The sequence below is a fragment of the Pseudomonas sp. GW821-FHT07G06 genome (assembly GCF_058986625.1).
Window position 1 is genome coordinate 100,444 of record NZ_JBYSVW010000012.1, and the last position, 12,294, is coordinate 112,737.

The window sequence follows — 12,294 nt, forward strand, 5'->3', positions numbered from 1 at the left end:
GCGCGGGAGACTTCGCCGCGCTGCTGGAAGGCACCCACCGCAGGACGCTGCTGGGGATTGCGCAGGTCGACATGCTCGGCGAGCTGGCGGTGAACGAGGAGCTGGATAATGTCGATCCCGCGGGCTGATCACCGCGGTCCCTGCTAACACTACTAAACTCTGTGGGAGCAGGCTTGCCCGCGATAGCGGTGGGGCAGTCGATAAAGATGCTGGTTGAGCCGGCCAAGTCCGGGCGCAAAAAAGGCGTCCCAAAGGACGCCAAAAAATTCACCTCTTACCAAAGGAGCAAGGAGCTTCTAAAGGTGAATATGCACAAGCAGTGAAATCAGAGAATCGCCAGCGGGTACTCGATAATTACCCGCACTTCATCCAGATCCGATTCATACGCGGTAGCCCGGGTATTGGCCTGGCGCAGGCGTAGCGACAGGTCTTTCAACGAGCCGGTCTGCACCACGTATTTGACTTCGATGTCGCGTTCCCAGCGCTTTTGGTCGGTCAGCGGATTACCTTCGGCATCGCGGCGCATGTACACGGAGTTGGCGTTGGAATAGTCGGCGTCGCTGCCACGGGCGTAACGGGTCATGAACGACAATCCAGGCACGCCATAGGTCGTCATGTCGAGGTCATACCGCGCCATCCACGAACGTTCCTTGGGCGAGTTGAAGTCGCTGTACTGGATGGAGTTGTCGAGGTAGATCGAGTCGGACTGGCGCAGATAATCGAAGTCGTCATTGCCGTTGTTACGCTGGTGCGATAACGCGACGGAGTGGGCGCCGAGTTTCACGCCGACCCGACCGCTCCAGATGTTGTTGTCGAATGTGCCGAGTAACTGTTTGCCTTCATCGACCGCCTTGTAATAGTTAAGGCTGCCAAACAGCGACAGCTCATCCGACAACGGGTAAGTCCATGCGGTGCCTGCGTAGTATTGATTCCAGGCATCCTTGAGGCGGCTGGAGTACAGGCTGAAACTGAGATTGTTGTTCAGCGTGTAGTCGCCACCGAAGTAACTGGCCCACGGTGAGTCAACCGGGCCGCCGTAGAAGGTCTCAAAGTTTTCGCGCATGTCGCTGGACGTCGGCTGGCTCATCGCATGCAAGCGACCACCCTGAACCGTCAGGCCTTCGATGCTGGTGTTGGTCGCCGTGACGCCGCGGAAGCTTTCCGGCAACAGTCTGGAGTCACCCGCCGCGACGACAGGCGTCGCAGGAAACACGTCGCCGACTTTTATCTCCGTGTCAAAGGCCCGCACTTTGGCGGCGCCACCGACCTTGGTGTATTCGTCCTGCGCCTGGCCGTTACTGTCGACCGGCAACACATCAAATGAGCTGCGGCCACCGTTGCGCCCGTCACCGGTGTCTAGCTTCAATCCGATCATCGCAAACGCGTCGACCCCGACCCCGAAAGTCCCTTGGGTATACCCGGATTCGAACTTGCTGATGATGGCGTGTGCCCAGGCTTCGGAATACCCATTGCCAGTGGGGCTGGACTGGCCTTTGCGGTAATCGCGATTGAAGTAGAAGTTGCGGTTGAGTACCGTCAGGCTGCTGCCTTCGACAAATCCCTCGGCTTTATCTTCCGCCAAGACCATGGACGGCCCTGAGCCGACCACTACAGCCAAAGCGGCCATCGACATTTTTATAGTGCTAACCATCAATTACTCCTTGGGTTTCGGCAGAGCGGTCACGTGCTTCGGCGTGGGTTTTATTGTTAGGCGGGCATAGGCCCGCCGGCATGGTCGCCGGGTGACATCGTTGCAAGCTGCGGATAACGCCAAGGTGATGAGGGAATTACAATTTCGTCATGTGGGTACCACACGAACTTCAGCGAACCCTTGTAGGAGTGAGCCTGCTCGCGATAGCGAGGTGTCAATCAAGCAGGTGTTGACTGATACGCTGCTATCGCGAGCAATCTCACTCCTGGAGTGGATTTGGGTGTACTTGGCGTTTGTGAACACCACTGAAACCTGTGGGAGCGAGCTTGCTCGCGAAGGTGGTGGGTCAGATAACGAAGATATCGACTGACCTGACGCCTTCGCGGGCAAGCCACGCTCCCACAGGTTTTTGTCATGCACAGAATCTGTGATCATCCCGATTACTGTGGGGGCTGGGCTTGCCCGCGAGGAGGTCATCCCAAACGCTCGCGATGTTGAATGCCACAAAAACAGAAACGGCACCCGAAGGTGCCGTTTCTGTTTGTTGCCGAGAGTCGCCTAAGCGATCAACCCGCCAGACCCGACTGTTGAACCAGGTTCAGCAGCGGTTGTGGGTACAGGCCGAGGAAGAAGGCCAGTACCGCGATGGCCAGCAGCATCACGCCGCCTGCACGTTGTTCCCAGTGCAGCTGGGCGTCGACGCGACGCAGGTTCGGTTCGATCAGGTACAGGGTGACCATCACACGCAGGTAATAGAACACACCGATGGCGCTGCCCAGTACCAGGGAACCGACCAGCCACCATTGGTGCGACTCGACACCGGTGGCGATGATGTAGAACTTGCCGATGAAGCCCGCAGTCAGCGGGATACCGGCCAGGGACAGCATCATCACGGTCAGTACGGCGGTCAGGTACGGACGGCGCCAGAACAGGCCGCGGTATTCGTACAGGGCGTCTGCGTCACGGCCTTTGTACGGCGAGGACATCAGGGTGATCACGCCGAAGGCGCCGAGGCTGGTGATCACGTAGGTGACCAGGTACACGCCGATGGCTTCCACGGCCAGGCCCTTGCTCGCCACCAGGGCGATCAGCAGGTAGCCGAAGTGGGCGATGGACGAGTAACCCAGCAGACGCTTGAGGTTGCTCTGGGTCAAGGCCAGCAGGTTACCGAACAGGATCGACGCAATGGCGATGATGGTCAGTACGTCGCTCAGCACGCCGCTGCTGGCCGCTGGCGAGATCTGGAACAGGCGCACCATCACTGCGAAAACGGCCACTTTGGAAGCGGTGGCCAGGAACGCTGCGACCGGTGCCGGAGCACCTTCGTAGACGTCTGGAGTCCAGAGGTGGAAGGGCACCAGCGACAGCTTAAACGCCAGGCCGATCAGCATCATGCCCAGGCCCAGTTGTGCCAGCGAGCTTGGCAGGCCAGTAGCTGCCAGTGCCTGACCGATGCCGACGAAGCTCAGGGAGCCGGAGTCTGCGTACAGCAGGGCCATACCGAACAACAGGAACGCGGAGCCGGCAGCCGACAGCACCATGTACTTGATACCGGCTTCCAGCGAACGCTTGTTGAAGAAGGCATAGGCCACCAGACCGTAGACCGGCACCGACAGCAGTTCCAGACCGATGAACAACCCGGCCAGGTGCTGCGCGCTGACCAGCACCAGGCCACCGGCGGCGGCCATCAGAATCAGCAGGTACAGTTCTTCACGGTTGCCCGGGTAACCCGTGCCGCCATCGCCGAGGTAGGCGTGGGCGAGGGTGACACAAGCGAGGGTGGCGACCAGGATCAGTGCCATGTACAAGCAAGCGAAGCTATCGATTTGTAGCAGTGGGGTCACGGCCAATGGCGCGACCTTCAAGGCTGGCAGGATCGACAGCAACGCCAGGTTCAGACCCGCCACGGACAGCAGGAAGGTCTGGGAGTGGTTACGGCGCCAGGCGATTGCCAGCATCACCACGATGATCGTGGCGCTGGTAATCAACAGCGGCGCTAGCGCGATAAAGTGTTGAGTCGTGAATTCCATAGCGCTCTTACCGGGCCGAAGCGAGTTGAGTGAAGGCGGTGCCGAGCCACTGCTGCACGCCATGCATCGTAGCGGCAGAGGTATCGAGGAACGGTTGCGGGTACACGCCGATGTAGACCAGCAGCGCTGCCAGACCGACCACCATGATCATTTCGCGACCGTCCATGCCATGCATCACCGCGTCCGATTTGGCCGGGCCGAAGTAGGCACGATGGATCATGATCAGCGAGTAGACCGAACCGAACACCAGGCCGGACGTCGCGATGATGGTGACCCATGGGGCGATCGGGAAGGTGCCGATCAGGATCAGGAACTCACCGACGAAGTTACCGGTACCCGGTAGACCCAGGGACGCCGCCGCGAAGAACAGGCTGAGGGCCGGCAGGTAGGCGATCTTCGACCACAGGCCACCCATCTCGCGCATGTCGCGGGTGTGGGTGCGTTCGTACAGCTGGCCGCTCAGGATAAAGAGTGCCGCCGCCGACAGGCCGTGGGCCAACATCTGCATCACCGCGCCCTGCAGCGCCAGTTGGCTGCCGGAGTAGATGCCGATCAGTACGAAGCCCATGTGGGAAACGGACGAGAAGGCGATCAGACGCTTGATGTCGGTTTGCGCGAACGCCAGGAACGCACCGTAGAAGATCCCGATCAGACCCAGGGTCATGGCGAACGGCGCGAACTCGGCCGACGCATTCGGGAACAGTGGCAGGGCGAAACGCAGCAGGCCGTAGGCCGCGGTCTTCAGCAAGATACCGGCGAGGTCGACGGAACCGGCGGTCGGCGCCTGGGCGTGAGCGTCAGGCAGCCAGGAGTGAAACGGCACCACGGGCAGCTTGACCGCGAAGGCGATGAAGAAGCCGAGCATCAGGATGTACTCGGTGGTCGTCGACATCTTGGTCTTCAACAGGTCGGCGTAGTTGAAGGTAATCACGCCGGTGTCGTTGAAGTTGACCAGTACCAGGCCCAGGATCGCCACCAGCATGATCAGGCCGGAAGCCTGAGTGAAGATGAAGAACTTGGTCGCCGCGTAGATCCGGGTTTTCTTGCCGTCCGAAGAACTGTGACCCCAGAGCGCGATGAGGAAGTACATCGGCACCAGCATCATTTCCCAGAAGAAGAAGAACATGAACAGGTCGAGGGCGAGGAACACGCCGACGACACCGCCCAGGATCCACATCAGGTTCAGGTGGAAGAAGCCCACGTGACGCTGGATCTCTTTCCACGAGCAGAGTACCGAGAGGACACCCAGCAGACCGGTCAGCATGATCATCAACAGCGACAGGCCGTCGAGGGCCAGGTGCACGTTGATGCCGAAGCGCTGGATCCAGACGTGCTTGAACTCAAGCGCCCAGGTCGGATCGGCACCCGGTGCCGGAGCGAATGAATAGTCACCGTTGGCCCACAGCCAGAGGCCGAGGGAGAGCAGCAGGGACATGGTGATCAGCGCAATCCAGCGGGGGAGGGTGGCGCCGAAGCGCTCACCCATCCAGCACAGCAGGCCGCCGATGAAGGGGATCAGGATTAGCCAAGGCAGAATCATGACGGGTTCGTTTCCTTTCGCAAATTCGCAAGGTTCATATCAGACCGCTACCAGCACGACGGCGCCGATGACCAGCACGGCACCCGCAGCCATCGAGGCGGCATACCAACGCAGTTGACCGGTCTCGGTACGGCTCAGGGCGGTGTGACCGCCCTTGGCCATGCGCGGGATCAGACCGATGGTCTGGTCGAGCGGGTCTTTGCGCAGGATGTGGCTGATCGCCAGGTACGGCTTGACGAACAGTTTGTCGTAGATCCAGTCGAAGCCCCAGGCAGCGAACCACCAGGCCGAAAGGACACGGCCGATGCCGCTGTTGGCGATGGCCGTCACGAAGCGACGCTTGCCGAGGAACAGCAGTGCAGACAGCAGGATACCGGCCAGGGCGATGGCGCCCGAGGCGATTTCCAGGCTGTGCTTGGCTTCGCCGCCGGCATGGCCGACGCTCTCAGGCAGCACGCCGTGCAGCGGCGGAACGATCATTGCGCCGACGAAGGTCGACAGCACGATCAGCACCGACAGTGGCAGCCAGTGGGCAATGCCGTGACCGGCGTGGGCTTCGGTCTTCGCTTCACCGTGGAACGCGATGAAGATCAGGCGGAAGGTGTACAGCGAAGTCATGAACGCACCGACCAGACCTGCGTAGAGCAGACCGTGGTTGCCGCTGGCGAACGCTTCCCAGAGGATTTCGTCCTTGGAGTAGAAGCCCGCGGTGACCAGTGGCAGGGCCGCCAGGGCCGCGCCGCCGACGATGAAGCTGGCGTAGGCCAGTGGCAGTTTCTTCCACAGACCGCCCATCTTGAAGATGTCCTGCTCGTGGTGGCAGGCAACGATCACCGCACCGGATGCAAGGAACAACAGGGCCTTGAAGAAGGCGTGGGTCATCAGGTGGAAGATCGCGCCATCCCAGGCACCGACGCCCAGGGCCAGGAACATGTAGCCGATCTGGCTCATGGTCGAGTAGGCGAGGATACGCTTGATGTCGGTCTGAACCAGGGCTGCAAAACCTGCCAGGACCAGGGTCACGCCACCGACAATGCCTACCAGGTGCAGGATTTCCGGCGCCAGGGTGAACAGGCCGTGGGTACGGGCGATCAGGTAGACACCGGCGGTCACCATGGTTGCGGCGTGGATCAGTGCCGAAACCGGAGTAGGGCCGGCCATCGCGTCCGCCAGCCAGGTTTGCAGTGGCAGTTGCGCGGATTTACCGACAGCGCCGCCCAGCAGCATCAGGGTGGCCATGACCATCCAGAAGTCGCCGGCCTGGAATTTCTGCGGTGCCAGCACCAGCAGTTCCTGGACGTTCAGCGTGCCCAGCTGGGCAAACAGAATGAACAGGCCGATGGCCATGAACACGTCACCGATGCGGGTCACGATGAAGGCTTTGAGTGCGGCGTTACCGTTGTTGCGGTTGCTGTAGTAGAAACCGATCAACAGGTACGAGCACAGGCCCACGCCTTCCCAGCCGAAGTACAGGAACAACAGGTTATCGCCCAGCACGAGGAACAGCATGCTGGCGATGAACAGGTTGGTGTAGGCGAAGAAACGCGAGTAACCGGCTTCACCGCGCATGTACCAGGACGCGAACAGGTGGATCAGGAAGCCGACGCCGACAACCACACCGAGCATGGTCAAGGACAGGCCGTCCAGGTACAGGGCGAAGTTCGGCGTGAAGCCTTCCACCGCCATCCACTGCCACAACACCTGGGTGTAGTGGCCGCCTTCCGGCGGGGCGACGTTGAATTGCCAGATCACGTAGGCGGTAACGATCGCCGACAGGCCGATGGAGCCGACGCCAATCAGCGCGGCCAGGTTTTCCGAGATGCGTCCACGGGAGAACGACAGCAGCAGGAAACCGATGAGAGGGAATACGAAAGTCAGATAGAGAAGGTTCATCCGCGCATCTCACTGGCAGCGTCGATATCGAGCGTGTGGAAGCGGCGATACAGTTGCAGCAGGATCGCCAGGCCGATACTGGCCTCGGCGGCTGCCAGGCTGATCACCAGGATGAACATGATCTGTCCATCCGGCTGCGCCCAGCGGCTACCGGCAACGATGAACGCCAAGGCGGAGGCATTCATCATGACCTCCAGGCTCATCAGCACGAAAAGGATGTTGCGGCGGACCATCAGGCCGACCAGACCGAGGCAGAACAGGATGCCGGCGACCGCCAGACCATGCTCCATGGGGATAGCAGGCATCGTCATTGCTCCTTGGCTTCGTTGCGGCCCAAGTGGAACGCCGTGACGGCTGCGGCGAGCAGCAGCATCGAGGCGAGTTCAACCACCAGCAGGTAAGGACCGAACAGGCTGATGCCCACGGCCTTGGCGTCTACGGTGGTGTGGCCGATGGCTTCACCGGTCTGGTGGGAGAACAGCACGTACAGCAGTTCCACCAGCAGCAGCGTGGCGAGGAGGACCGGGCCGCCCCATATGCCAGGCTTGAGCCAGGCGCGCTCTTGCTGAACCGAGGCGGGGCCCAGGTTCAGCATCATCACCACGAACACGAACAGCACCATGATGGCGCCAGCGTAGGCGATCACTTCCAGGACACCGGCAAACGGTGCGCCGAGGGCGAAGAACGTCATGGCCACGGCGATCAGCGAAATGATCAGGTAGAGCAGGGCGTGCACAGGGTTGGTGTGGGTGATCACGCGAAGCGTGGACACCACAGCGATACCCGATGCGAAATAGAAAGCGAATTCCATCTTTCTTCCTTAAGGCAGCAAGCTCTTCACGTTGATCGGCTGGGCTTCGTTCTGCGCGGAGCCTTTCGGCTTCCCGGCAATCGCCATACCTGCAACACGATAGAAGTTGTAATCAGGGTTTTTGCCGGGGCCGGAGATCAGCAGATCTTCTTTCTCGTAGACCAGGTCCTGACGTTTGAACTCGGCCATCTCGAAATCCGGCGTCAGCTGGATCGCGGTGGTCGGGCAGGCTTCCTCGCAGAGGCCACAGAAAATGCAGCGCGAGAAGTTGATGCGGAAGAAGTCCGGGTACCAGCGACCGTCTTCGGTTTCAGCTTTCTGCAGCGAGATGCAACCGACCGGGCAGGCCACGGCGCACAGGTTGCAGGCTACGCAACGCTCTTCGCCATCGGGGTCGCGGGTCAGGACGATGCGTCCACGGTAGCGCGGCGGCAGGTAGACCGGTTCTTCCGGGTACTGCAGCGTGTCGCGCTTGCGGAAGGCGTGGCCGAAAATCATCACCAGGCTGCGAAGCTGGGTGTAGAAGCCATGCACGATGTCAAATATGTACTTCATGATTCTCTATCCTCACTGAGCCGCGACGGCGGGCGTGTTGAGCAACACGATCGCAGCGGTCACCAGCATGTTGACGAGGGTCAGCGGCAGGCAGAACTTCCAGCTGAAATCCATCACCTGGTCATACCGTGGGCGCGGGATCGACGCGCGCAGCAGGATGAACATCATGATGAAGAACGCGGTTTTCAGTGCAAACCAGATGAACGGGATCTGCGGCAGGAGACCGAACGGACCATGCCAGCCACCGAAGAACAAGGTCACCAGCAGCGCCGAAATCAACACGATGCCGATGTACTCGCCGACGAAGAACATGCCCCATTTCATGCCGGCGTATTCAATGTGGTAACCGTCGGCCAGTTCCTGTTCCGCTTCCGGCTGGTCGAACGGGTGACGGTGAGTCACGGCCACGCCAGCGATGAAGAAGGTCAGGAACCCGAAGATCTGCGGAATGATGAACCACAGGTTCTGCGCTTGATATTCAACGATGTCGCGCATGTTGAACGAGCCGACCTGGATCACGATGCCCATCAGCGACAGGCCCATGAACACTTCGTACGACACGGTTTGCGCCGAGGCCCGCAAGCTGCCCAGCAGGGCGAACTTGTTGTTGCTCGACCAGCCGGCGAACAGCACCGCGTAGACCGAGAGGCCGGCCATGGCGAAGAAGAACAGGATGCCGATGTTGATGTCCGCCACGCCCCAGGTCGGGGTGATCGGGATGATCGCGAAGGCAATCAGCAGGGCGCTCATGGCCACGACCGGTGCCAGGGTGAAGATCATCTTGTCGGCGAATGGAGGCGTCCAGTCTTCCTTGAAGAACATCTTGATCATGTCGGCGGCGATCTGGAACGCGCCGAACGGGCCGACGCGGTTCGGGCCGTAACGGTCCTGCCAGAGGGCGAGCAGGCGACGCTCGACCCAACTGAGCAGGGCACCGCAAACCACCACGGCGAGCAGAATCACCACGGCCTTGAGGACCGTGATGATGATGTCGATCACTTCAGGAGTGAACCAGGTCATTGAGCTGCCTCCTGCAGACCGTCAACGGATTTGCCAAAGATCGCTGGCGGAATGCCGGCGATGCCCGCAGGCAATGCCACCAGGCCTGCGCCCAGCTCTTCATTGATGCGCAGCGGCAGACGCAGGGTCTGGCCGGCCACGTTCAGGCTCAGCATGGCACCGTCGTTGACGCCCAGGCGGTCGGCTTCGGACTTGGCCAGTGCGACGTAGGCCGCCGGAATGCGTTCCTGGACCGGAGCGGCTTTCGAAGAGTTTTCTTCGCTGCCGAACAGGTGGAAGAACGGCACGACCTGCCAGGTGCCTGGAGCCGGGTTGAACGCGCGTGGAACGCTGGCGAACCAGTTCAGCGAGTCACCGGTGCTTTCGATCAGGCGGGTGCCCGGGTCGCCAGCGCGGATGTGACCACCGACTTCGTCCTGGAACTTGTTCCAGGCTTGCGGCGAGTTCCAACCCGGAGACCAGGCGAATGGCACTTGCTGACGCGGTTCGGCCGAACCCGAGTAACCTTCCATGGAGAAGGCGAACGCGGTGTCCTTGTCCTGCGGGGTACGCGGCTCGTGCACGTTGATGTCGGCGCGCATGGCGGTACGACCGGAGTAGCGCAGCGGTTCACGGGCCAGTTTCATGCCCTTGATGCGGAACGCGGCGGACGGTGCGGCGTCGACAATGCGGTTCAGGACCGGAGTGCTGGAAGCGACAGCGGCGGTGGCGTGGTCCAGCTGGGTCCAGTCGATCGGCTGGTTCAGCAGGGTGGCGCGCAGGGCATGCAGCCAGCGCCAGCCTTCGTGGACCAGGATGCTCGCGTCCATGTACTTCGGATCGAAGACCTGGAAGAAGCGCTGGGCGCGGCCTTCCTGGCTGACCAGGGTACCGTCGCCTTCAGCGAAGCTGGCGGCTGGCAGAACCAGGTGTGCGCGATCGCTGGTGGCAGTCTTCTGATGGTCGGCGACGATCAGCACTTTCGCGGCAGTCAGGGCGTCATCGACACGGGCCTTGTCGGTACGGGTGTACAGATCGTTTTCCAGCACGACGATGGCGTCGGCCTTGCCATCGATCACCGCTTGCAGCGCGGCGTCGACCGATTCACCACCGAGCATGGCCAGGCCGAGGCTGTTGGCCTCCGGCACGATCAGGCTGATGGAACCGTTCTTCTCGCGCAGCTTCAGGGCCTTGGCGATGTTGGCAGCAGCCTCGATCAGGGCTTTGGAGCCCAGGGAAGTACCGGCGATGATCAGTGGGCGCTTGGCCGCGAGCAGGGCGTCGGCAATGCGCTTGGCCAACTCGAGGGCTTCAGCGTCCAGGCCTTCAACGGCCGGTGCGCTGGCGTCGAGGGCGTGAGCCACGGCGAAACCGATGCGGGCCAGGTCGTCGGGAGCGGCGTGCACGCACTCTTCGGCGATGTCGTCGAGCTTGGTTTCAGCCAGGCTGGCGATGAACAGCGGGTTCAGCGCGTGCTGACCGATGTTCTTCACCGCGGCATCGAGCCAAGGCTGGACGCGCATGGCGTCGGCCATGTCTTCGGCCTTGCCCTTGACCGATTGACGCAGGGACAGGGCCATGCGCGCAGCCGTCTGGGTCAGGTCCTCACCGAGGACGAACACGGCGTCGTGGTCTTCGATGTCGCGCATGTTCGGCACTGGCAGCGGGCTGTCCTTGAGCACTTGCAGGACCAGGCGGATGCGCTCCAGTTCGGCGGCTTCGATACCCGAGTAGAAGTGCTCGGCACCGACCAGTTCGCGCAACGCGTAGTTGCTCTCGAGGCTGGCGCGTGGCGAACCGATACCGACGATGTTGCGACCGCGCAGCAAATCAGCAGCTTTATCCAGCGCGTCGTCGAGGCTCAGCTTGGTGCCGTTGGCCAGCAGCGGCTGACGTGGACGGTCTTCGCGGTTGACGTAGCCATAGCCGAAACGGCCACGGTCGCACAGGAAGTACTGGTTCACCGAACCGTTGAAACGGTTTTCGATGCGGCGCAGTTCGCCGTAACGCTCGCCCGGGGAGATGTTGCAACCGCTGGAGCAGCCATGGCAGATGCTCGGCGAGAACTGCATGTCCCACTTGCGGTTGTAGCGCTCGGAGTGAGTCTTGTCGGTGAACACACCGGTCGGGCAGACCTCGGTGAGGTTGCCGGAGAACTCGCTTTCCAGGGTGCCGTCTTCAACGCGACCGAAGTACACGTTGTCGTGGGCGCCGAACACACCGAGATCGGTGCCGCCGGCGTAGTCCTTGTAGAAGCGCACGCAGCGGTAGCAAGCAATGCAGCGGTTCATTTCGTGGGAAATGAACGGGCCCAGTTGCTGGTTCTGGTGGGTACGCTTGGTGAAGCGGTAACGGCGCTCGTTGTGGCCGGTCATTACCGTCATGTCTTGCAGGTGGCAGTGACCGCCTTCCTCACAGACCGGGCAGTCGTGAGGGTGGTTGGTCATCAGCCATTCAACAACACTGGCGCGGAACGCCTTGGACTCTTCATCTTCGATGGAGATCCAGGTGTTGTCGGTGGCAGGGGTCATGCAGGACATGACGATGCGACCACGGGTGTCGTTCTCGTCGGTGTACTGCTTGACCGCGCACTGGCGGCAAGCGCCAACGCTGCCCAGGGCAGGGTGCCAGCAGAAATAAGGGATATCGAGGCCTAGCGACAGACATGCCTGTAACAGGTTGTCTGCCCCATCGACTTCGAGCTCTTTGCCGTCTACGTGGATAGTGGCCATGGTTCAAAGTTCTTCGTTGGCCCGGTGTCAGCGGGCGTGGCTAATGGAATCTTGTCATTCGCGTGAATCAACACAGCCGCTTA

Annotated in this window: 9 protein-coding genes and 1 pseudogene; 1 reads left to right on the plus strand and 9 read right to left on the minus strand. The window is 61.2% G+C overall.

Annotation, left to right across the window (positions count from 1 at the left end):
* Nucleotides 1-5: 5 nt before the first annotated feature.
* Nucleotides 6-128, plus strand: a pseudogene (locus AC3WJW_RS20465) (DUF6124 family protein); the annotation flags it as partial.
* 197 nt (nt 129-325) lie between these two features.
* On the opposite strand, the gene AC3WJW_RS20470 reads toward AC3WJW_RS20465, so the two are convergent.
* From AC3WJW_RS20470 to nuoG, 9 genes are all read right to left on the minus strand, one after another.
* Nucleotides 326-1,651 (minus strand): OprD family porin, encoded by a 1,326-nt coding sequence (locus AC3WJW_RS20470; protein WP_102699204.1) that lies wholly within the window; start codon nt 1,649-1,651, stop codon nt 326-328.
* A 566-nt stretch (nt 1,652-2,217) separates the two neighbouring features.
* The gene (gene nuoN, locus AC3WJW_RS20475; protein ID WP_015094370.1) at nt 2,218-3,681 is read right to left on the minus strand and encodes an NADH-quinone oxidoreductase subunit NuoN; all 1,464 of its coding nucleotides are present in this window, start codon (nt 3,679-3,681) and stop codon (nt 2,218-2,220) included.
* Between the two features lie 7 nt (nt 3,682-3,688).
* Complete coding sequence (gene nuoM, locus AC3WJW_RS20480) at nt 3,689-5,221, minus strand: NADH-quinone oxidoreductase subunit M (RefSeq protein WP_493727162.1); 1,533 nt, start codon at nt 5,219-5,221, stop codon at nt 3,689-3,691.
* Between the two features lie 39 nt (nt 5,222-5,260).
* On the minus strand, nt 5,261-7,114 hold the full coding sequence (gene nuoL, locus AC3WJW_RS20485; protein WP_095966505.1) for an NADH-quinone oxidoreductase subunit L: 1,854 nt from the start codon (nt 7,112-7,114) through the stop codon (nt 5,261-5,263).
* Nucleotides 7,111-7,419, minus strand: coding sequence for an NADH-quinone oxidoreductase subunit NuoK (nuoK, locus tag AC3WJW_RS20490; RefSeq protein WP_007946416.1), 309 nt, complete (start codon nt 7,417-7,419; stop codon nt 7,111-7,113). Before nuoK ends, nuoL begins: the two co-directional genes overlap by 4 nt.
* Nucleotides 7,420-7,421: 2 nt before the next feature.
* The gene (nuoJ, locus tag AC3WJW_RS20495; protein WP_015094373.1) at nt 7,422-7,925 is read right to left on the minus strand and encodes an NADH-quinone oxidoreductase subunit J; all 504 of its coding nucleotides are present in this window, start codon (nt 7,923-7,925) and stop codon (nt 7,422-7,424) included.
* A 9-nt stretch (nt 7,926-7,934) separates the two neighbouring features.
* Nucleotides 7,935-8,480 (minus strand): NADH-quinone oxidoreductase subunit NuoI, encoded by a 546-nt coding sequence (gene nuoI, locus AC3WJW_RS20500; RefSeq protein ID WP_015094374.1) that lies wholly within the window; start codon nt 8,478-8,480, stop codon nt 7,935-7,937.
* A gap of 12 nt (nt 8,481-8,492) precedes the next feature.
* Nucleotides 8,493-9,500 carry an NADH-quinone oxidoreductase subunit NuoH gene (nuoH, locus tag AC3WJW_RS20505; RefSeq protein WP_015094375.1) on the minus strand — a complete coding sequence of 336 codons (1,008 nt, stop codon included), beginning with the start codon at nt 9,498-9,500 and terminating at the stop codon, nt 8,493-8,495.
* The gene (nuoG, locus tag AC3WJW_RS20510; protein WP_493727163.1) at nt 9,497-12,211 is read right to left on the minus strand and encodes an NADH-quinone oxidoreductase subunit NuoG; all 2,715 of its coding nucleotides are present in this window, start codon (nt 12,209-12,211) and stop codon (nt 9,497-9,499) included. The genes nuoH and nuoG overlap by 4 nt, the downstream gene beginning before the upstream one ends.
* Nucleotides 12,212-12,294: the final 83 nt, after the last annotated feature.

Coding starts and splice junctions, on each gene's coding strand:
- nuoM (WP_493727162.1), bottom strand. CDS start 5,221: ATGATTCTGCCTTGGCTAATCCTGATCCCCTTCATCGGCGGCCTGCTG.
- nuoG (WP_493727163.1), bottom strand. CDS start 12,211: ATGGCCACTATCCACGTAGACGGCAAAGAGCTCGAAGTCGATGGGGCA.
- nuoJ (WP_015094373.1), bottom strand. CDS start 7,925: ATGGAATTCGCTTTCTATTTCGCATCGGGTATCGCTGTGGTGTCCACG.
- nuoK (WP_007946416.1), bottom strand. CDS start 7,419: ATGCCTGCTATCCCCATGGAGCATGGTCTGGCGGTCGCCGGCATCCTG.
- nuoL (WP_095966505.1), bottom strand. CDS start 7,114: ATGAACCTTCTCTATCTGACTTTCGTATTCCCTCTCATCGGTTTCCTG.
- AC3WJW_RS20470 (WP_102699204.1), bottom strand. CDS start 1,651: ATGGTTAGCACTATAAAAATGTCGATGGCCGCTTTGGCTGTAGTGGTC.
- nuoN (WP_015094370.1), bottom strand. CDS start 3,681: ATGGAATTCACGACTCAACACTTTATCGCGCTAGCGCCGCTGTTGATT.
- nuoI (WP_015094374.1), bottom strand. CDS start 8,480: ATGAAGTACATATTTGACATCGTGCATGGCTTCTACACCCAGCTTCGC.
- nuoH (WP_015094375.1), bottom strand. CDS start 9,500: ATGACCTGGTTCACTCCTGAAGTGATCGACATCATCATCACGGTCCTC.